Genomic DNA, 20592 nt, shown 5'->3' with positions numbered 1-20592 from the left:
CCCCCCGGCCGTGAAGCTCGGGCAGCCCCTGCCGGCGACACCCACCGCTGCAAAGCTGCCGCCCCTGGCGACACACCGGGACGTCACCGGACCGCCCGGCCGGGGAGCTTTGGGCGGCCGCTGCCTGCGATACCCACCGAGCTGGTCGCCAAGACCCCCGCTGCAAAGCTGCCCCTCCTCCCGACGCACCGGAACGTCATAGGACCGCCCCGCCGTGAAGCTAGGGCGGCCGCTGCCGGCAATGCCCACCGAGCTGGTCGCCGAGACCCGCCGCCGCAAAGCTGCCGCCCCTCGCCATGGACCAGGTCCTGCCCTTCGTCCGGATCACGGAGGCCGGTTCGGCGCAGCCCCCGGCGGCACCGTCCCCGCCATCGCCGTGGCCACCGGCGCCGAGGCCGCCCGGCACCACCCGCCTCGCCCCCGCCCGAGATCGCCACCCTCACCGCCAACCGGGCGACCGTCCGGACGGCCGGTTTCCGGTCGACGCCGTCGAGCTCGCCGCGCGGCGGTCCGCCGTCGGCCGTGTCCTCCACCCCCGGGGTTCGGGAATGGCCCGACCGATCGAGGGCCGCCCCACGACGGCACGACCGGCTCCCGGCGGCGGCCTGCCAACCGGGCGACCGTCCGGACGACCGGTTCCCGGTCCACGCCGCCGAGACCCCGCTCGGGCCGTCCGCCGTCGACCACCCAGGGTCCGGGAATGACCCGGGCGGGTTTCCGGTCCCCGCCGCCGAGACCCCGATCGGGCCGTCCGTCGCCGACCACCCAGGGTCCGGGAATGACCCGGTCGCGTTCCCGGTCCCCGCCGCCCAGCACGCCGCTCGGGCCGTCCGCCGTCGACCACCCAGGGTTCCGGAATGGCCCGGTCGGCTGCCGCCCTGCGACGACACGACCGGCGCCGGCGGGCTACTTCTCCATGCCCCGGTTCAGCTGGTGCAGCAGTCTCGCCAGTTCGGTGACCTCGTCCGGGTCCCAGTGCGCCAGTCGGCCCGCGTACCGGGCCCGGCGCGCGTCGCGGACCCTCTGTACCCGGGAGCGGCCCTCCTGTGTGAGGTCGACGAGCCAGGCCCGGCCGTCCGCCGGGTCCGGGGCGCGGGCGACGAGGCCCAGGTCCTCCAGGGCGCGCAGCTGACGGGACATCGTGGCCTTGCCGACGCCGATGTACGCGGCCAGTTCGGTGGCACGCTGGCGGCCGCATTCATCCAGACGGACGAGCAGGCCGTAGGCCGCCGACTCCAGGTCGGGGTGGACCTCGCGGGCCATCTCGCCCTGGTTGGCCCGGGCGCGGCGCAGCAGGACGGTCAACTCGCGTTCCAGTGCGAGGAATCCGGGCTGGTCCACACCGTTCGGCGCCACGTCGGCCCCGCCCCGGCCCCCGCCGCCGTTTCCGTCTTCGTGCACGTCAGCCCCTGCCTTGAATGTCCCGGTCGTAAAGGTTTCCGCCAAATTGCGCCATCACCACGGCTCCGTAAGTATTTCGCAGGGCTGGACCAACGGCAGCCGCCGGCCCCGCTTCCCACCCCTCGTCGTCGTACGAAGCGTCTTCGCCGAGCAGCGACTGGCATGCTCACGCCAGCGCGGCGCGGCCGTCCCGTGTTCCCCAACCGAGCATCACCGAGCCTTCGGAGGCACGCCATGCCCGTGCACAGACCCGGACCGATACGTCCCCGACGCCGCTTCCTCGTCGCACTCCTGCTCACCGCGTTCTCCCTGCTCCACCCGGCCGCCGTCGCGGCCGCCGAAGCCCCCGACACCCCCGAGGCCACCGCCACCCCGGCCCGCGGCTCCGCCCACATGGGAATGGGCGTCGTAGCGCATGACGGCCAGGGCGGTCTGCCCGCCGGTACCCGCGCCGGCCAGGCGGAGGGCGTCGACGTCGCCAGCTACCAGGGCAACGTCTCCTGGCCGACCCTGTGGAACAGCGGCGTGCGCTGGGCGTACACCAAGGCGAGCGAGGGGACGTACTACAGGAATCCCTACTTCAGCCGGCAGTACACCGGCTCCTACGACGTCGGCATGATCCGCGGCGCCTACCACTTCGCCACCCCGGACACCAGCGGCGGCGCGACGCAGGCCGACTACTTCGTCGACAGCGGCGGCGGCTGGTACCGGGACGGCAGGACCCTGCCCGGCACCCTCGACATCGAGTGGAACCCGTACGGCGACGCCTGCTTCGGCAAGTCGCAGAGCGCGATGGTCACCTGGATCCGCGACTTCCTGAACCAGTACAAGGCGCGCACCGGCCGCAACGCCGTCATCTACACGGCCACCAACTGGTGGACCCAGTGCACCGGAAACTACGGCGGCTTCTCCGCCAACCCCCTGTGGATCGCCCGGTACGCCTCGACGGCGGGCACCCTCCCGGCCGGCTGGAGCTCGTACACCATGTGGCAGTACACCTCCTCCGGCCCGACGGTCGGCGACCACGACCGGTTCAACGGCGCCCTGGACCGCGTACAGGCGCTCGCCGCCGGCTGACCCACTCCGGCGTACGGCGAAGGCCCGGGCCTCCCTCACGAGAACCCGGGCCTTCACCTCATCCGGCAGCCGCGGGCCGAGCCCGCTGAGGACTACGGCCTCACGCCGCCACCGGAACCTCCGGCGTCGCCCCGTTGGTCGCCGGGGACAGCGCCAGCTCCAGGACCTGGCGGACGTCGGTGACGGCGTGGACGTCGAGCTTTTCCAGCACCTCCGCCGGGACGTCGTCCAGGTCGGCCTCGTTGCGCTTCGGGATGATGACGGTCGTCACCCCGGCGCGGTGCGCGGCGAGCAGCTTCTGCTTCACGCCGCCGATCGGGAGGACCCGGCCGGTCAGCGAGACCTCGCCCGTCATCGCCACGTCCGTGCGGACCAGGCGGCCGGAGAGCAGCGAGGCCAGCGCCGTCGTCATGGTGACGCCCGCGCTCGGGCCGTCCTTCGGGACCGCGCCCGCCGGGAAGTGGATGTGCACGCCCCGGTCCTTCAGGTCGCCGACCGGCAGTTCGAGCTCCGCGCCGCGCGACCGCAGGAAGCTCAACGCGATCTGCGCGCTCTCCTTCATCACGTCACCCAGCTGGCCGGTCAGCGTCAGACCCGCCGCGCCCGTCTCCGGGTCGGCCAGCGACGCCTCGACGAACAGCACGTCTCCGCCCGCTCCGGTGACCGCGAGTCCGGTCGCCACCCCGGGGACCGCCGTACGGCGCTCCGCCGGGTCCTGGGCCGACTCGGGCACGTGGTGCGGCCGGCCGATCAGACCGCGCAGCTCCTCGTCCGTGACGGTGAACGGCAGCTCCCGTTCGCCCAGTTCGTGCTGGGCCGCCACCTTGCGCAGCAGCCTCGCGATGGACCGCTCCAGGGTGCGGACGCCCGCCTCGCGGGTGTACTCGCCGGCGAGCTTGCGCAGCGCGCTCTCGTCGATGACGACCTCGTCCTTTTCCAGTCCCGCCCGCTCGAGCTGACGCGGGAGCAGGTGGTCACGGGCGATGACGATCTTCTCGTCCTCGGTGTACCCGTCGAGCCGGACCAGCTCCATCCGGTCGAGCAGCGCCTCCGGGATCGCCTCCAGCACGTTGGCCGTGGCGAGGAAGACGACGTCCGACAGGTCGAGCTCGACCTCGAGGTAGTGGTCGCGGAAGGTGTGGTTCTGCGCCGGGTCCAGGACCTCCAGGAGGGCCGCCGCGGGGTCGCCGCGGTAGTCGGAGCCCACCTTGTCGATCTCGTCGAGCAGGACCACCGGGTTCATCGACCCGGCCTCCTTGATCGCCCGAACGATCCGGCCGGGCAGCGCGCCGACGTACGTCCGCCGGTGGCCGCGGATCTCCGCCTCGTCCCGTACGCCGCCGAGGGCGACGCGGACGAACTTGCGGCCCATGGCGTGGGCCACGGATTCCCCGAGGCTGGTCTTGCCGACGCCGGGCGGCCCGACGAGGGCCAGGACCGCACCGCCGCGCCGGCCGCCGACGACACCCAGCCCCCGCTCGCTGCGGCGCTTGCGCACCGCCAGGTACTCGGTGATCCGCTCCTTCACGTCCTCGAGACCCGCGTGCTCGGCGTCGAGGATCGCCTGGGCGCCCTGGATGTCGTAGGCGTCCTCGGTCCGTTCGTTCCACGGCAGTTCGAGGACCGTGTCCAGCCAGGTCCGGATCCAGGAGCCCTCCGGGGACTGGTCGCTGGACCGCTCCAGCTTGTCGACCTCCTTGAGGGCGGCTTCCCGCACCTTCTCGGGCAGGTCGGCGGCCTCCACGCGGGCGCGGTAGTCGTCGGACTCCTCGCCCTCCTGTTCGCCGTTGAGCTCGCGCAGTTCCTTGCGTACGGCTTCCAGCTGACGGCGGAGCAGGAACTCCCGCTGCTGCTTGTCGACGCCCTCCTGGACGTCCTTGGCGATGGTCTCGGCGACGTCCTGCTCGGCGAGGTGGTCGCGGAGCTGCTGGGTGGCGAGCTTGAGGCGGGTGACCGGGTCGGCGGTCTCCAGCAGTTCGACCTTCTGCTCGGTGCTCAGGAAGGGCGAGTAACCGGAGTTGTCGGCAAGGGTGGAGACGTCGTCGATGGCCTGCACCCGGTCGACGACCTGCCAGGCGCCGCGCTTGCGCAGCCAGGCGGTGGCGAGGGCCTTGTACTCCTTGACCAGTTCGGTGACGTGACCGGGCAGCGGTTCGGGGACGGTCTGGTCGACCGTGGTCCCCTCGACCCACAGGGCGGCGCCCGGGCCGGTGGTCCCCGCACCGATCTTCACCCTGCTCCGGCCGCGGATGAGCGCGCCGGGATCGCCGTCGGCCAGCCGGCCGACCTGCTCGATGGTGCCGAGCACACCGGTGCCGGCGTATTCGCCGTCGATGCGTGGCACCAGAAGAACCTTCGGCTTTCCGGGTTCCGAGCGGGCGGCGGCCTGGGCGGCCTCCACCGCGGCGCGTACGTCGGTGTCGTTCAGGTCCAGCGGAACCACCATTCCGGGCAGCACGACCTCGTCGTCGAGCGGCAGCACGGGCAGGGTGAGCGGTGTGGACGTCGAAGCCATGATCTCCCCTTAGGCAGTCAAGTTGAGCTATGCCGACTCAATGCACAGTGGCCTTCGAATGTTCCCCAGCCGCTTGCCTGTTCGCTGTCGGCGATCACGGCTGCCGGAATCTACGGTTCGGGACCTATGGTCATCCAGTAATAGACCCATACTGCGAGTGACCATTACAGGGGGATGCCGTGGACGGAGTCGTACAGGCGTGGGTGACCGGCTGGGTCGTGTCCCGCGGGGCGGCGGCTCCGGAGCGTGAGCCGTGGGGTTTCACCGTGGACGTGGGGCAGGTCGCGCAGGTGTCGCGGCACGTGTTCGACGCGCTGGGCGACGACGTGGACGAGGAAGTCGTGCGCAAGGTGGCGGGCGGGGTGACGGGGGCCGGGGTGTGGCTCAAGGTGTTCCAGGACCCGGAGGTCGTCGGACGCTGGCTGGACGAGGGCTGGTGGGTGGATCCCGAGCCGGCTTGGCTGATGACGGTCCCGCTGACCGCCCCGGCGCGACGGACCACCGCCCCCGACGGATACCGGCTGCGCACCTGGTCCGTCGGCGGCGTCACCCGCGTACTCGTCGCCGCGCCCGACGGTTCCCTCGCGGCGCGCGGTCAGGTCGCTCCGACCGGCGCGACCGCCGTCTTCGACCAGATCGAGACCGTGGCCGCCCATCGGCGCCGGGGACTGGGCAGCGTCGTCATGCGCACGCTCCAGGCCATGGCGACCGACACGGGTGCCGAGACCGGCGTCCTCGCGGGAACGCCGGCGGGGCGGGGGCTGTACGAGTCTCTGGGCTGGCATGTGGAAGCTCCGCTCACCAGTGCGAAGTTCGTGGGACCGAACGCCGGGTGACCGTCCGTCGGCGCCCGCGGAAAACCCGGAGGCGACCGGAGACGGCCTCTGTCATGCTGCGCCGGTGATCGCCCCGATACCTCCGGTGGTTCCCGCCGGCCGCATGGCGGACAACACCCAGCCGGTCCTGGCTCTTCCCGGCGGCCTGGAACTCCGGCCCTGGCGCATGACGGACGCCGGTGCCCTGGTGGCCGCGAGCCACGATCCGGCCATCAGTCGCTGGAACCTCCTGCCGACGCTGACCGAGGACGAGGCACGCGCGCGTATCGGGCGGATGGGGGAGCGGTGGCAGAGGGAGACAGCGGCGGTCTGGGCGGTTGCGCGCAAGGACGGGGGCGGCGAAGGGGCGGACGTCCTGACGAGCACCCGCATCGACCGCGCCGGCGATCCGCCGGACGAGCACGCCACAAACCCCGGCCCCGGCGACATCCTCGGCCTCGCCGCCTGGATCGACGTCGACCTCGACCGGGGCCACGCCGAGATCGCCTACTGGGTGCTGCCCGCCGGCCGCGGCACCGGCATCGCGGTCGAGGCCGCCCGTCGGCTCACCGACTGGGCGCTGCACGATCTCGGCCTGCACCGCCTCACCCTCTGCCACGCCGTCACCAACGAGGTCTCCTGCCGGGTCGCGGAGAAGGCCGGCTTCCGGCTGGAGGGCACCATGCGCCACGCCCTCCTCCACGCGGACGGCCGGCACGACCAGCACCTCCACGCGCGCGTGCGGGGCGACGACCAGAACGACCGAGACCACCCAGACGACCGAGACGACCGAGACGACCGGGGGAACGAACGACTATGACCACCACCGACATCCAGCCCCTCCTCTCCGCCTACGACGACCAGATGCGCGGCGCTCCCCCGACCCCGCCCACAGGGGTGACGTACGAGCAGGACGGACCGCTGCTCAGGATCGTCGGCCAGTTCCGCGGGTTCGTGAGCGGCCCGCGCGACCTCGGCGTCGACGGTGGCGCCCTCGACGAACTCATCGCGCGGCAATGTGACTTCTTCGCGGCGCGCGGCGAGGCCGTCGAATGGAAGACCCGCTCCCACGACACCCCGGCCGACCTCACCGAACGGCTCCGCGCGGCCGGTTTCGTGCCCGAGGAGCGGGAGTCGGTACTGGTCGGCCGGGCCGCCGAGATGGCCGTACAACAGCCCGCGCCGCCGGAAGGCGTCAGCGTGCGCCGCGTCACGGCGGACGCGGACATGCGCCGGATCGCCGTCATGGAGTCCGCGGTGTGGGGCCAGGACCGGAGCTGGCTCGCCGACGACCTGATCGGCAGGGTGGCCACCGCGCCGGACGACATCGCGGTGTACGTCGCCGAGGCGGACGGCGAAGTGGTGTGCGCCGCCTGGCTGGTGTTCCGCGCGGGCACGGGGTTCGCGAGCCTGTGGGGCGGATCCACGCTCGCCGCGTGGCGGGGCAGGGGCATCTACCGTGCCCTGGTCGCCGTACGCGCCGCTCTCGCCGTCTCTCGCGGGGTCACCTATCTGCACGTGGACGCATCCGACGACAGCGCGCCCATCCTGCGCAGGCTCGGCATGCACGCGGTGACCACGACGACGCCGTACGTCTGGACGCCCCCGGGCCGCTGACACCGCAACGGGTTCGCCGGGACCTGGGGAGGCGATGAGCGAGGGACCCGTCGACTACGCGGTGCGCGACCTGCACGAGCCGGCTGCGCAAGTCGGTGCCCCACCCGCCCGAGCCTCGAGGTCCCCTTCCGACCGTCCTGGACGCGGCCGGCATCGCCCCGGACACCGCACTCGACGGCCGGCCACCCGTCAGCCGCGTCGACAACCCTGCGGGTCATCCCACCCAGCGACCGGCGAGGGGCTGACGTGCACGGTGCCACCGCCGTACCGCCGGCCACGTCGCGACGCCGATCGTCAGGGCGATCAGATGGCCCCAGTCGGTCATCGGGTCGGTGAACGCGATCAGGTCCGTCACCAGCACCCAGCCGAAGAGGGCGAGCAACGGCCAACGCAGCCACGGCCCGAGCAGGCCCGCCAGCGCGCCGAGGCTCGCGGCGACGCCGAAGCTGACTCCGTAGTCGAGACGGTGCAGTGAGCTGGCGGGCAGATGTCCGACCAGGACCGCGAGGCCTATGGGGACCTCCGTGGCGAGGGTCGCGCCGATATGCCCGAGCAGGAAGACACCGGCCGTGCGCACGCCACCGATCCGCCGCTCCAGCGCGGTGAGGACGAACAGCAGGGCGACGGCGTACGGCGAGAGGATCCCGCCCGCGATCCACCACGCGCTGGCGACCAGCACCAGTACGGGCGTCCGCAGGAGGTGGGCGACATCGGTGCTGGAGCCCTGGTGCAGGGTGTGCACGAGGGAAGGGTCCAGATGCGCGGCGACGAGCGAGACGACGGCCAGGACGGCGCCGTAGACGAAGGTGAACGGGGTCCCGGCGGGGGTGGGGAACAGCCGCCGGAGGCGGGGGACGCGAAGTCGGGTGTCCGGGGCGGCCGTTGCCAGGGGTGTCACCGGTGTCCCGGCGGCACCTGTCTCGCCCCGTTCCCGCTGCCGGGGCATGCCGTCGAGCAGTCCCGCCACGGGCGCGGGGGCGGGCGCGTCCTCGGAAGGAGTGGCGGGCACGGTCCGTTCCACGGTGGGCTGCTCCTTCCGTTTCACCCCAGCCTTCGCTCCCGACCCACCCGCTGTCTGTGACCGGCGCCACCTCGCCCCCGATTCACAGGGACTTCTCAAGAACTCCCTGTCCGGACGCCGTGCCTGCCAGGATGGGCCGATGCCCACCTCGTACGACATTCCCGAAGTCCTGGACCGTCGCGAGGGCCCCTACGGGGAGGTGGTCCTGCGGCGCCACGGCGAGTTGCTCCAGATCATCGCCAACGGCTGCTTCCTGATGGACACCTCCGACGGGCGCTCGGAGCGGATGCTCGTCGACGCGGCGCTCGACGCCCTCGACGACCGCCCCGCCCCGCACGTCCTCATCGGCGGCCTCGGCGTCGGCTTCTCGCTCGCACACGCGGCCGCGAATCCGCGCTGGGGCCGGATCACGGTCGTCGAGCGGGAACCGGCGATCGTCGACTGGCACCGCGCGGGCCCGCTCTCGGCGCTCTCGGCCGAGGCGCTCGCCGATCCCCGGACGAACATTCTGGAAACGGATCTAGTCGGATTCGTCAATGAGACATGCGCCACTTTTGACGCGCTGTGCCTCGACATCGACAACGGACCCGACTGGACGGTCACGGAGGGCAACGGCGGGCTCTACGCGCGTACCGGACTCACAAGTTGCGCAAGGGTGTTGAAGCCGGGCGGGGTACTGGCCGTGTGGTCCGCGAAACCCTCTGCGGAATTTGAGGGATCCCTAGCAAATGCCGGGTTCCAGCAGGTACGTACCGAGGAGATCCCCGTTGCCCGGGGCGTACCCGACGTCGTGCACCTCGCCGTCCGACCTGGATAGCAAAGGGGTGATGACTCCCCGTACTCTGCTTCCCTACGCCGATCATTCAAGCGTCAATCGCAGTCATGCGCAGACAAGGAATCACCCCACATGGTTCCGGAAAGCACTCCCCAGGGGCGGGCGATGGAGCAGACACACACCTCCCACAACGGCACGACGGCTACGCCGGGCGCACAGCGCCGGGTCCTGGTCGTCGAGGACGATCCGACGATCGTCGACGCCATCGCGACCCGCCTGCGCGCCGAGGGATTCCTCGTGCAAACGGCGGTCGACGGTCCGTCGGCGGTGGACACGGCAGAGGCCTGGCAGCCGGACCTGCTGATCCTCGACATCATGCTGCCCGGCTTCGACGGTCTCGAGGTCTGCCGCCGTGTGCAGGCCGCCCGTCCGGTGCCGGTGATGATGCTCACGGCGCGGGACGACGAGACCGACATGCTGGTCGGGCTCGGCGTCGGTGCCGACGACTACATGACCAAGCCGTTCTCGATGCGTGAGCTGGCCGCGCGCGTGCACGTCCTGCTGCGGCGGGTCGAGCGGGCCGCACTGGCCGCCGCGACGCCCCGGTCCGGCATTCTCCGGCTCGGCGAGCTGGAGATCGACCACGCGCAGCGCCGGGTACGGGTGCGCTCGGAGGATGTGCACCTCACGCCCACCGAGTTCGACCTCCTGGTGTGCCTGGCGAACACCCCGCGCGCGGTGCTCTCCCGTGAGCAGCTGCTGGCCGAGGTGTGGGACTGGGCGGACGCCTCCGGCACCCGCACGGTCGACAGCCACATCAAGGCACTGCGCCGGAAGATCGGCGCCGAGCGGATCCGCACGGTGCACGGCGTGGGCTACGCCCTGGAGACGCCGACGCCATGAGCGAGGGTTCGGCCGGCCGGAGAAGCCCCAGGGAGCCCTGGGGCGGCGTCAGCCCGTTCTCGATCAAGACGAAGCTGGGTGTCCTGGTCGTCATCGCGGTCCTCATCACCACCGGGCTGATGATGATCGCGATGCGCACGGCGACGGAGCTGCGCTTCATCACGGTCTTCTCGATGATCGCCACACTGCTCATTACGCAGTTCGTGGCGCATTCGCTCACCGCGCCCCTGGACGACATGAACGCCGTCGCCCGGTCCATCTCGCACGGCGACTACACCCGCCGGGTGCGCGAGAACCGGCGGGACGAGCTGGGCGACCTGGCCCAGACGATCAACCGCATGGCGGACGACCTGGAGGCACAGGAGCGCCAGCGCAAGGAACTTGTGGCAAATGTCTCCCATGAGCTGCGCACGCCCATCGCGGGCCTGCGCGCGGTGCTGGAGAACATCGTCGACGGGGTCACCCAGGCCGACCCCGAGACCATGCGCACGGCCCTTAAGCAGACCGAGCGGCTCGGCCGGCTGGTGGAGACGCTGCTGGACCTGTCCCGGCTCGACAACGGCGTCGTACCGCTGAAGAAGCGCCGTTTCGAGGTGTGGCCGTATCTGTCGGGCGTGCTGAAGGAGGCCAACATGGTCGCCACGGCACGCGCGGGCATCGCGTCCGGGTCCGGCAGTCACACCCGCAACGACGTCCATCTGCACCTCGACGTGTCCCCGCCGGAGCTCACCGCGCACGCCGACCCGGAGCGCATCCACCAGGTCGTCGCCAACCTCATCGACAACGCGGTCAAGCACAGCCCGGCGCACGGCCGGGTGACGGTCAAGGCGCGGCGCGGGTCCCTGCCGGAGTCGCTCGAGCTGGAGGTGCTCGACGAGGGCCCCGGCATTCCGCGCTCGGAGTGGCACCGCGTCTTCGAGCGGTTCAACCGCGGCCAGGTCAGGCGGCCGCACGGGCCGGGCAGCGACGGCGGCACGGGACTCGGGCTCGCGATCGCCCGCTGGGCGGTGGATCTGCACGGCGGCCGGATCGGAGTGGCCGAATCCGATCGGGGCTGCAGGATCCTTGTCACCCTTCCAGGCCTTCCATCTCTGCCAAGTTGACGTAAAGTTCGAAGCGGAGCCACAAGATCCATCTCTGTTCCGCGCTGACGGACACGTGTGATCAGGCAGAGGGCCGCGCCACCGTCGCGCAGGGCCCCGCTCGGCGCTTCCCTCACGTGGATTCACGCAGCGGAACCACGCTTGTTTCCCGCCATTTCCACCCCCGAAACCCGCTCTTTGATGTGACTTACACGACGATGGACCGGCCCGGCCTGACCTTCACCGTCTTGGGGGCGTAGCCTTTATTCCCGCTGTCCATCACCTTGTGAGAAGCGGAAGAGGGCGGTTGCCGCCGTGTCGCCACAGTCCCCCAGTAACTCGAGCATCTCGACCGACGCAGACCAAGCGGGCAAGAACCCCGCTGCCGCGTTCGGGCCGAACGAGTGGCTCGTCGACGAGATCTATCAGCAGTACCTCCAGGACCCGAATTCGGTAGACCGCGCCTGGTGGGACTTCTTCGCGGACTACAAGTCGGGAGCCGCCGCTCCGGCTGCGGCGGGTACCGCGGCCGCGGGGGCCGCGGAGACCACCACAGCGGCCGCGGCCGCACCGGCCCCCACCGCTCCGGCTCAGGCAGCCGCGCCGGCCCCGGCCGCTGCTCCGGCCGCCAAGCCGGCCGCCGCGGCTCCGGCTCCCGCGAAGGCCGCACCGGCCGCCGCTCCGGCTCAGGCTGCTCCCGCTGCCAAGCCGGCCGCCGCGAAGCCGGCCGCCGCCGCGAAGCCCGCCGCTGCGGGTTCCGCCGCGGAGGGCCCGGAGATGGTGACCCTGCGCGGTCCCGCCGCCGCGGTCGCGAAGAACATGAACGCCTCCCTGGAGCTGCCCACGGCCACGTCCGTGCGCGCGGTCCCGGTGAAGCTGCTCTTCGACAACCGCATCGTCATCAACAACCATCTGAAGCGGGCCCGGGGCGGGAAGATCTCCTTCACGCACCTGATCGGCTACGCGATGGTGCAGGCCATCAAGGCCATGCCGTCGATGAACTGGCACTACGCGGAGAAGGACGGGAAGCCCACCCTCGTCAAGCCGCCGCACGTCAACTTCGGCCTCGCCATCGACCTGGTGAAGCCCAACGGCGACCGCCAGTTGGTCGTCGCGGGCATCAAGAAGGCCGAGACGCTGAACTTCTTCGAGTTCTGGCAGGCCTACGAGGACATCGTCCGCCGCGCCCGTGACGGCAAGCTGACGATGGACGACTTCTCAGGTGTGACGGTCTCCCTGACGAACCCGGGCGGCCTCGGTACGGTCCACTCCGTGCCGCGTCTGATGCCCGGCCAGTCGGTCATCATGGGCGTCGGCTCCATGGACTACCCGGCGGAGTTCCAGGGCACCTCCCAGGACACCCTGAACAAGCTCGGCATCTCGAAGGTCATGACGCTCACGTCGACCTACGACCACCGGGTCATCCAGGGCGCCGCCTCCGGCGAGTTCCTGCGGATCGTCGCGAACCTCCTGCTCGGCGAGAACAACTTCTTCGACGAGATCTTCGAGGCGCTGCGCATCCCCTACGAGCCGGTCCGCTGGCTCAAGGACATCGACGCCTCGCACGACGACGACGTCACGAAGGCCGCCCGCGTCTTCGAGCTGATCCACTCCTACCGGGTCCGCGGCCACGTCATGGCCGACACCGACCCGCTGGAGTACCGCCAGCGCAAGCACCCCGACCTGGACATCACCGAGCACGGCCTCACCCTGTGGGACCTGGAGCGCGAGTTCGCGGTCGGCGGCTTCGCCGGCAAGTCCCTGATGAAGCTGCGCGACATCCTCGGTGTGCTGCGCGACTCGTACTGCCGCACCACCGGCGTCGAGTTCATGCACATCCAGGACCCGAAGCAGCGCCGGTGGATCCAGGACCGCATCGAGCGCTCGCACACCAAGCCGGAGCGTGAGGAGCAGCTGCGCATCCTGCGCCGGCTGAACGCCGCGGAGGCCTTCGAGACCTTCCTGCAGACGAAGTACGTCGGCCAGAAGCGCTTCTCCCTGGAGGGCGGCGAGTCCGTCATCCCGCTGCTCGACGCGGTGCTGGACTCGGCCGCCGAGTCCCGCCTGGACGAGGTCGTCATCGGCATGGCCCACCGCGGCCGGCTGAACGTCCTGGCGAACATCGTCGGCAAGTCGTACGCGCAGATCTTCCGCGAGTTCGAGGGCAACCTCGACCCGAAGTCGATGCACGGCTCCGGCGACGTGAAGTACCACCTGGGCGCCGAGGGCACCTTCACCGGCCTGGACGGCGAGCAGATCAAGGTCTCGCTGGCCGCGAACCCCTCCCACCTGGAGACGGTCGACCCGGTCATCGAGGGCATCACCCGCGCCAAGCAGGACATCATCAACAAGGGCGGCACGGACTTCACGGTCCTGCCGGTCGCCCTGCACGGCGACGCGGCCTTCGCGGGCCAGGGCGTGGTGGCCGAGACCCTGAACATGTCGCAGCTGCGGGGTTACCGCACCGGCGGCACGGTCCACATCGTCATCAACAACCAGGTCGGCTTCACGGCGGCCCCCGAGTCCTCGCGTTCCTCGATGTACGCCACGGACGTGGCCCGCATGATCGAGGCCCCGATCTTCCACGTGAACGGCGACGACCCGGAGGCCGTGGTCCGGGTGGCCCGGCTGGCCTTCGAGTTCCGCCAGGCGTTCAACAAGGACGTGGTGATCGACCTCATCTGCTACCGCCGCCGCGGTCACAACGAGTCGGACAACCCGGCCTTCACCCAGCCCCTGATGTACGACCTGATCGACAAGAAGCGCTCGGTGCGCAAGCTCTACACCGAGTCCCTCATCGGTCGCGGCGACATCACCCTGGAAGAGGCCGAGCAGGCGCTGCAGGACTACCAGGGCCAGCTGGAGAAGGTCTTCACCGAGGTCCGCGAGGCCGTCACGGCCCAGCCGGCCGCCGGACCGGTCTCCGACCCGCAGGCCGAGTTCCCGGTCGCCGTGAACACCGCGATCTCCTCGGAGACCGTGAAGCGGATCGCCGAGTCCCAGGTCAACATCCCCGACAGCTTCCACGTCCACCCGCGTCTGCTGCCGCAGCTGCAGCGCCGGGCGGCGATGGTCGAGGACGGCACGATCGACTGGGGCATGGGCGAGACGCTGGCCGTCGGCTCCCTGCTCCTGGAGGGCACCCCGGTCCGGCTGTCCGGCCAGGACTCCCAGCGCGGCACCTTCGGCCAGCGCCACGCGGTCCTGATCGACCGGGAGACGGGCGAGGAGCACACCCCGCTCCAGTACCTCAACGAGGACCAGGCCCGCTACAACGTCTACAACTCCCTGCTGTCCGAGTACGCGGTCATGGGCTTCGAGTACGGCTACTCGCTGGCCCGCCCCGACGCGCTCGTGCTGTGGGAGGCGCAGTTCGGTGACTTCGTCAACGGCGCACAGACGATCGTCGACGAGTACATCTCGGCGGCGGAGCAGAAGTGGGGCCAGACGAGCGGTGTGACGCTGCTCCTCCCCCACGGCTACGAGGGCCAGGGCCCGGACCACTCGTCCGCGCGCGTGGAGCGCTTCCTCCAGCTCTGCGCCCAGAACAACATGACGGTCGCGATGCCGACCCTCCCGTCGAACTACTTCCACCTCCTGCGGTGGCAGGTGCACAACCCGCACCACAAGCCGCTGGTGGTCTTCACCCCGAAGTCGATGCTGCGCCTCAAGGCCGCCGCGTCGAAGACGGAGGAGTTCACGTCGGGTCAGTTCCGCCCGGTCATCGGCGACACGTCGGTGGACGCGGCCGCGGTCAAGAAGGTCGTCTTCTGCGCCGGCAAGGTCTACTACGACCTCGACGCCGAGCGTCAGAAGCGCGGTCTCACGGACACGGCGATCATCCGCGTCGAGCGCCTGTACCCCCTGCCGGGTGCCGAGCTCCAGGCCGAGATCGCCAAGTACCCGAACGCCGAGAAGTACCTCTGGGCCCAGGAGGAGCCGGCGAACCAGGGCGCCTGGCCGTTCATCGCCCTCAACCTGATCGACCACCTGGACCTGGCGGTCGGCGCGGACATCCCGCACGGCGAGCGCCTGCGCCGGATCTCCCGCCCGCACGGCTCGTCCCCGGCGGTGGGCTCGGCGAAGCGGCACCAGGCCGAGCAGGAGCAGTTGGTGCGTGAGGTGTTCGACGCGTAACCGCTCGCGAAGGCTGTACGTGACCGGGCCGCACTCCCTCTCCGGGGGTGCGGCCCGGCCGTTTCCGCACACTTATCCTTGAGCCATGTACTTCACGGACCGTGGCATCGAAGAGCTCGAGAAGAGGCGTGGCGAGGAGGAGGTCACCTTCGAGTGGCTCGCCGAGCAGCTGCGGACGTTCGTCGACCTCAATCCCGACTTCGAGGTGCCGGTGGAGCGGCTGGCCACGTGGCTGGCCCGGCTGGACGACGAGGACGACGAATAGGTCGCAGGGCTACTTGATCGGACGCGGGAGTCAGTCCCGGAGGTGCGTCAGGTCGTACGACAGCCCGAGCGCCCCGTGTGCCGGCAACAACGCTCGCGCGGTGAGCGCCGGCCGCCGCTGCGGTGTCGCAGGCCCTAAGGCGGCCGACGCGAAACCTGCGGCCATCTGGGCCAGGGCGAGGGTGCGGGCCTTGGGGACGCCGGACCAGGGGAGCCAGGGGGTGAGGCGGCCGCCCGTGACCACTGCGAGGTCACCGCGGACCGTCTGCGTGCCCTCCAACTCGATCGGGGGCGTCCGACCGGTCCACGGTCCCGGGCCACCTCGCCGAGGCGGTCGGTCGGTTCGCCGGGAGAGAGGCCGACGGGGAGGTCCAGACCCACGCACGTGAGGCTGCGCAGGCGGGCGCGGGCGTCGGAGGCGGGGTCCGGTCTCATGAGCTGGTCGAGGGACTGGACGTCCAGGACCGGATCGAGGGCCAGACGGGCCGCGAACGTGCGCATGGCCTCGTGCTCGCCCGCCGGGGTGCCGTTGGCGCCACGCGTAGCCCACGGGGCGACGGAAGCCGGACGCCGGGACGGGCCAGGGAGCGCCGACGGCCGGGGCGGTGGCCCAGCCCGTCATGACGTGGTCGGCCGGCTCCTCACCGTGCAGCCACGACCCGCCACCCGGCACAGGCACCCGGCACCCGGCACCCGGCACCCGGCACCCGGACGCTCCAGCCCTCCCCCGCGCGCACCCTCGGGTGTCCCCGGAAAGAGTGTCTTGACTTTCGACGGCCACGATATATCGTGAATTGCAGAAGACGCGATATGGCGCGTTGCTACGGGGAGGTCTGCACCATGCCCGAGTGGTCCGTCACGGAGCCCAGGAAGCTCACCTTCGACGAGCCCGTACGCGAACTCCACGTGCGCATCGTCAACGGAACGGTGAACGTGGTGGGCACGGACGAAGGTTCCGCACGCCTGGAGGTGTCCGAGATCGAGGGACCGCCTCTGGTCGTCACCCAGGAGGGCGGGACCCTCACCGTGGCCTACGAGGACCTGCCCTGGAAGGGCTTCCTCAAGTGGCTCGACCGCAAGGGCTGGCGGCGCAGCGCGGTCGTCTCGCTGGCCGTGCCGGTCGACACTCGCGTCGAGGTGGGTGTGGTCAGCGCCGCGGCCGTCGTGTCGGGACTGCGCGGCCCGTCGGTGGTGAAGGGGGTCAACGGCGACACGACCCTCGTCGGCCTCTCCGGCCCCGTCCGCGCCGACACCGTCTCCGGGAACCTGGAGGCCCAGGCCGTCACCGGTGACCTGCGATTCAACTCGGTCTCCGGGGATCTCACCGTCGTGGAAGGCTCCGGACCCTCGGTGCGGGCCGACTCGGTCAGCGGCTCGATGATCGTGGACCTCGATCCGGAGGGCCCCACCGACGTCCGGCTGACCAGCGTCTCCGGTGAGATCGCCATCCGGCTCCCCCAGCCCGCGGACGCGGAAGTGGAGGCCAACACCGCGAGCGGGACGATCTCCAACGCCTTCGACGGCCTGCGCGTGCACGGCCAGTGGGGCGCCCACAAGGTCACGGGCCGCCTCGGCGCCGGCACCGGCAAACTCCGCGCGACCACCGTCTCCGGCTCCATCGCCCTCCTGCGCCGCCCACCCCGGGAGGACGAGGAGGAGCCGTGGGAGACGGATCCCTTCGTGAAGCCCAGTGACACGGATGCCGGACCGGCCGACGCGGCCGACCCGGTGGACGGCGGGGGCGGCGCCTCGGGGGACAATTCCCTTTCCGGCCCGGCCGACGGCACGACCGACAAGAAGGTGCTCTGACATGCCTCCCGTCTTCGCCCACGGCCGCCTCCGGCTGTACCTGCTGAAGCTGCTGGACGAGGCCCCGCGCCACGGCTATGAGGTGATCCGGCTCCTGGAGGAGCGTTTCCAGGGCCTGTACGCCCCCTCGGCCGGCACCGTCTACCCCCGCCTGGCCAAGCTGGAGGCGGAGGGCCTGGTCACCCACACCACCGAGGGCGGCCGCAAGGTGTACGCCATCACGGACGCGGGCCGCGCCGAGCTGGCCGACCGCAGCGGTGAACTGGCCGATCTGGAGCTGGAGATCCGCGACTCGGTCGCCGAGCTCGCCGCCGAGATCCGGGCCGATGTGCGCGGCGCGGCGGGTGATCTGCGGCGCGAGGTGCGGGCGGCCGCGACCCAGGCCCGCCGGGGCGGTGCCACCAAGGAAGGCACCGGCGAACACGAGGGCCCCTTCGGGGACTTCACGGAGTACGCCGACAAGGAGGCGTGGCGCACCGCCAAGGAGGAGATGCGCCGCGTCAAGCAGGAATGGAAGGAGCAGGCCCGGCGCGCCAAGGACGAGAGCCGCCGCGCCCGCGAGGAGGCCCAGCGGGCCCGCCGCCAGGCCAAGGAGGCCCAGGACCGGGCCCGGGAGCAGGCGCAGGAGGAGGTCCAGCGCATCGCCAAGCGCGTACAGGAGCAGGTGCAGGACCACTTCGCGCGCGGCGACTGGCCGACGGGGGTGCGCGAGGGGCTGACCGAACTGGCCAAGGAGTTCGGTGAGTTCGGGAAGGACTACGGCAAGGAGTTCGGGAAGGACTTCGGCTTCGGCCGAGGTGGCGCGAAGTACGAGAAGGCCGAGGGGACGGCACCCGGTCCCCAGTACTCGCACACTCCGGAGGACTTCCCCGCCGAGTACGAACCCTCCTGGGCCCACGAGGACTCCACCGGGGACCCGGCCCGCGACCTGGACCGCCTGCTCGACCGCTTCCGCGACGACATCCGCGACGCGGCCCGCGACCACGGCATCACGGCGGACCAGCTGCGCGACGCCCGCCGGCATCTGTCGACGGCGGCGGCCCACATAGGAGCACTGCTGCGAGCGCCGAAGGCGTGAGCCGGCCGGGCGCCACCGTCACCGACGTCGGCGCCCGGCGGGACTCAGCCGGCCTTCGCCTCTCCCCCGCCGTAGAGGACGCGCACGACCGACTCGTAGGTCACCCCGTGGTCGGCGAGCACTTCCCCGGGCACACCCGGCCGTACCGTCATCGCCAACAGAATGTGCTCGTCGCCGACATGGCGGTCCCGCCGGGCCACAGCGATACGGAGCGCCTTCTCCAGGATCTCCTTGGCGCCCCGCCCGAAGGAGCGCCGCCCGGACCACCACCCCTTGTCCTTCCGGTCGCCTGACATCGCTCCGACGCCGTGCACCTCCTCGACCCGGGCGACGATCTCCGAGACGTCGATTCCGAGCCCGGCCAGCGCCTCGGCGTCCGCCTGGGACAGTCCGGCCCGCCGCCGAGCCTCACCCAGCGCTTCCCGTACGGCGTCCCCGCGTTCGGCGAGCCCGAGGGCGGCCAGGGCGAACGAAGCGCGACTGCCCTCCCGCTCCAGCAGGGCGAGCAGCAGATGCTCGGCGTCCACGGAACCCGCCCCAGCCCCCTCGGCATGCTCGACCGCACCCATGACCACCGCCCGGGCGTCCTTCGTGAACCGCTCGAACATCAGTGCCTCCCGTACTTCTTGTGCACGGCCTGCCTGCTCACTCCGAGTTCCGCGGCGATCTCCTGCCACGACCAGCCCTGATTGCGCGCGCTGCGCACCTGCACCGACTCCAGCTGCTCCAGCAGCCTGCGCAGTGCGGCGACGGCACGTAGTCCGACCCGGGGATCGCGATCACCGGCGCGCTCGGCGAGATCCGTTGCTTCGGTCATGGTGTCAACCTATGTTGACACAAGGCACCTGTCAACCATGATTGACAAATCAGCCGTTGGTGAGCACGACCTTCCCGAACTGCTCACCGGACTCCACCCGTTGGAAGCCCTCCCGCGCACGGTCCATCGGGAGCACCTCGTCGATCACGGGCCGCACACCCGTGGCCGCACAGAACGCGAGCAGGTCCTCCAGCTCGTCCTTGGTCCCCATGGTCGACCCCACGACCTTGAGCTCCAGGAAGAAGATCCGGGTCAGTTCGGCGTGCGAGGGGCGGTCGCCGCTCGTGGCACCGGAGATGACCACCGTGCCGCCGGGCTTGAGCGACTTCACGGAGTGCGACCACGTGGCCGCGCCCACCGTCTCGATGACGGCGTCCACCCGCTGCGGCAGCCGCGCGCCCGACTCCAGCGCCTCCACGGCCCCGAGCTCCACCGCACGCTTCCGCTTGGCCTCGTCCCGGCTGGTGGCGAAGACCCGCAGCCCCGCGGCCTTCCCCAGCACGATCGCGGCCGTGGCGACACCACCGCCCGCGCCCTGCACCAGCACGGAGTCTCCGGGCCGGACCCCGGCATTCGTGAACAGCATCCGATACGCCGTCAGCCAGGCCGTGGGCAGACAGGCGGCCTCCGCGAAGGAAAGCTCCTTCGGCTTGGGGAGGAGGTTCCAGGTCGGCACGGCAACCTGCTCGGCGAACGTCCCCTGATAGCGCTCGGTGAGGATGGAACGGGGCTCCTTGGGGCCGACGCCGTGCCCACTCTGCCCGATGACGGAGTGCAGGACGACCTCGTTGCCGTCCTCGTCGACACCGGCGGCGTCACAGCCGAGGATCATCGGCAACTTGTCCTCCGCGAGGCCCACGCCCCGCAGGGACCAGAGGTCATGGTGATTGAGGGAAGCGGCCCTGACGTCGACGACGCTCCAACCCGGGCGAGCTTCGGGGGCCGGGCGCTCCCCCAACTCCAGTCCCGAGAGCGGGTCGTCGCGGTCGATTCGGGCGGCGTAGACAGCGAACATGACCTTGACGATAGGGTCCACCGGCGCTGCGGGGAACCGGGGCGCGCTGTGACACATACCCTGTTGCACCTGCAGCTGCGCTGGGCCTGAGCCGGGCGCCTACGAGGATGCCGGGTCAGGTAGTCGGGCGGCTGCAGGCCGGTGGGGGCTGATCGCGCAGTTCCCCGCGGGCAGCTGCGCTGGGCCTGAGCCGGGCGCCTACGAGGATGCCGGGTCAGGTAGTCGGGCGGCTGCAGGCCGGTGGGGGCTGATCGCGCAGTTCCCCT

General features: G+C 71.1%; 18 protein-coding genes. 11 read left to right on the top strand and 7 right to left on the bottom strand.

All coding sequences use genetic code 11. The features are described 5' to 3' along the window. Positions 1 to 906 precede the first annotated feature (906 nt). Positions 907 to 1401, bottom strand: coding sequence for a MarR family winged helix-turn-helix transcriptional regulator (locus ACIBJB_RS42880; RefSeq protein ID WP_381126442.1), 495 nt, complete (start codon positions 1399 to 1401; stop codon positions 907 to 909). Between the two features lie 234 nt (positions 1402 to 1635). Here ACIBJB_RS42880 and ACIBJB_RS42875 point away from each other — a divergent pair, with 234 nt between their 5' ends. Beyond that, entirely contained in the window at positions 1636 to 2478 is an 843-nt protein-coding gene (locus ACIBJB_RS42875; RefSeq protein ID WP_398939504.1) for a lysozyme, read from the top strand. A 100-nt stretch (positions 2479 to 2578) separates the two neighbouring features. Here ACIBJB_RS42875 and lon read toward each other — a convergent pair whose 3' ends face one another. Next, a complete protein-coding gene (gene lon, locus ACIBJB_RS42870) occupies positions 2579 to 4993 on the bottom strand; it encodes an endopeptidase La (RefSeq protein ID WP_398939502.1) in 2415 nt (804 codons plus the stop codon). 179 nt (positions 4994 to 5172) lie between these two features. Here lon and ACIBJB_RS42865 point away from each other — a divergent pair, with 179 nt between their 5' ends. The 3 genes from ACIBJB_RS42865 to ACIBJB_RS42855 all read left to right on the top strand — a co-directional run bounded on the left by ACIBJB_RS42865 (position 5173) and on the right by ACIBJB_RS42855 (position 7425). Then, positions 5173 to 5829, top strand: coding sequence for a GNAT family N-acetyltransferase (locus ACIBJB_RS42865; protein WP_398939500.1), 657 nt, complete (start codon positions 5173 to 5175; stop codon positions 5827 to 5829). Between the two features lie 103 nt (positions 5830 to 5932). Next, positions 5933 to 6628, top strand: a complete 696-nt coding sequence (locus tag ACIBJB_RS42860) for a GNAT family N-acetyltransferase (RefSeq protein ID WP_398939651.1) — start codon at positions 5933 to 5935, stop codon at positions 6626 to 6628. After that, entirely contained in the window at positions 6625 to 7425 is an 801-nt protein-coding gene (locus ACIBJB_RS42855; RefSeq protein WP_398939498.1) for a GNAT family N-acetyltransferase, read from the top strand. The genes ACIBJB_RS42860 and ACIBJB_RS42855 overlap by 4 nt, the downstream gene beginning before the upstream one ends. A 214-nt stretch (positions 7426 to 7639) precedes the next feature. On the opposite strand, the gene ACIBJB_RS42850 is transcribed toward ACIBJB_RS42855, so the two are convergent. Beyond that, positions 7640 to 8446, bottom strand: coding sequence for a rhomboid-like protein (locus tag ACIBJB_RS42850; RefSeq protein WP_398939496.1), 807 nt, complete (start codon positions 8444 to 8446; stop codon positions 7640 to 7642). A gap of 139 nt (positions 8447 to 8585) precedes the next feature. Between ACIBJB_RS42850 and ACIBJB_RS42845 the strand changes: the two genes are divergently transcribed. From ACIBJB_RS42845 to ACIBJB_RS42825, 5 genes are all read left to right on the top strand, one after another. Then, positions 8586 to 9263: a spermidine synthase gene (locus tag ACIBJB_RS42845; protein ID WP_398939495.1), complete on the top strand. Its 678-nt coding sequence runs from the start codon at positions 8586 to 8588 to the stop codon at positions 9261 to 9263. 123 nt (positions 9264 to 9386) lie between these two features. After that, positions 9387 to 10124: a response regulator transcription factor gene (locus ACIBJB_RS42840; RefSeq protein ID WP_057612257.1), complete on the top strand. Its 738-nt coding sequence runs from the start codon at positions 9387 to 9389 to the stop codon at positions 10122 to 10124. Next, the gene (locus ACIBJB_RS42835; RefSeq protein ID WP_057612165.1) at positions 10121 to 11227 is read left to right on the top strand and encodes an ATP-binding protein; all 1107 of its coding nucleotides are present in this window, start codon (positions 10121 to 10123) and stop codon (positions 11225 to 11227) included. The genes ACIBJB_RS42840 and ACIBJB_RS42835 overlap by 4 nt, the downstream gene beginning before the upstream one ends. A gap of 294 nt (positions 11228 to 11521) precedes the next feature. Beyond that, positions 11522 to 15343, top strand: coding sequence for a multifunctional oxoglutarate decarboxylase/oxoglutarate dehydrogenase thiamine pyrophosphate-binding subunit/dihydrolipoyllysine-residue succinyltransferase subunit (locus ACIBJB_RS42830; RefSeq protein ID WP_398939493.1), 3822 nt, complete (start codon positions 11522 to 11524; stop codon positions 15341 to 15343). Positions 15344 to 15428: 85 nt separating this feature from the next. Further along, positions 15429 to 15608, top strand: a complete 180-nt coding sequence (locus tag ACIBJB_RS42825; protein ID WP_003992906.1) for a DUF6104 family protein — start codon at positions 15429 to 15431, stop codon at positions 15606 to 15608. Between the two features lie 30 nt (positions 15609 to 15638). Here ACIBJB_RS42825 and ACIBJB_RS42820 read toward each other — a convergent pair whose 3' ends face one another. Then, entirely contained in the window at positions 15639 to 15887 is a 249-nt protein-coding gene (locus ACIBJB_RS42820; RefSeq protein ID WP_398939491.1) for a hypothetical protein, read from the bottom strand. 560 nt (positions 15888 to 16447) lie between these two features. On the opposite strand from ACIBJB_RS42820, the gene ACIBJB_RS42815 reads away from it, so the two are divergent. Further along, positions 16448 to 17416, top strand: coding sequence for a DUF4097 family beta strand repeat-containing protein (locus tag ACIBJB_RS42815; protein ID WP_398939490.1), 969 nt, complete (start codon positions 16448 to 16450; stop codon positions 17414 to 17416). A 1-nt stretch (position 17417) separates the two neighbouring features. After that, complete coding sequence (locus ACIBJB_RS42810; protein WP_398939488.1) at positions 17418 to 18494, top strand: helix-turn-helix transcriptional regulator; 1077 nt, start codon at positions 17418 to 17420, stop codon at positions 18492 to 18494. A 44-nt stretch (positions 18495 to 18538) separates the two neighbouring features. Here the strand turns inward: ACIBJB_RS42810 and ACIBJB_RS42805 are convergent, their stop codons facing one another. Genes ACIBJB_RS42805 through ACIBJB_RS42795 form a run of 3 tightly spaced genes read right to left on the bottom strand, consistent with a single transcriptional unit; the run spans position 18539 to position 20326 of the window. Next, positions 18539 to 19102: a Clp protease N-terminal domain-containing protein gene (locus ACIBJB_RS42805; RefSeq protein WP_398939487.1), complete on the bottom strand. Its 564-nt coding sequence runs from the start codon at positions 19100 to 19102 to the stop codon at positions 18539 to 18541. Then, on the bottom strand, positions 19102 to 19311 hold the full coding sequence (locus ACIBJB_RS42800; protein WP_007384656.1) for a helix-turn-helix domain-containing protein: 210 nt from the start codon (positions 19309 to 19311) through the stop codon (positions 19102 to 19104). Before ACIBJB_RS42800 ends, ACIBJB_RS42805 begins: the two co-directional genes overlap by 1 nt. A 49-nt stretch (positions 19312 to 19360) precedes the next feature. Then, the gene (locus tag ACIBJB_RS42795; RefSeq protein ID WP_398939485.1) at positions 19361 to 20326 is read right to left on the bottom strand and encodes a zinc-binding dehydrogenase; all 966 of its coding nucleotides are present in this window, start codon (positions 20324 to 20326) and stop codon (positions 19361 to 19363) included. Between the last annotated feature and the right edge of the window lie 266 nt (positions 20327 to 20592).

The organism is Streptomyces sp. NPDC050759 (assembly GCF_044456945.1).
Classification (GTDB): domain Bacteria; phylum Actinomycetota; class Actinomycetes; order Streptomycetales; family Streptomycetaceae; genus Streptomyces.
The sequence above is the reverse complement of the archived record's forward strand: the minus strand, read 5'-3'. Positions and strand labels throughout refer to the sequence as shown.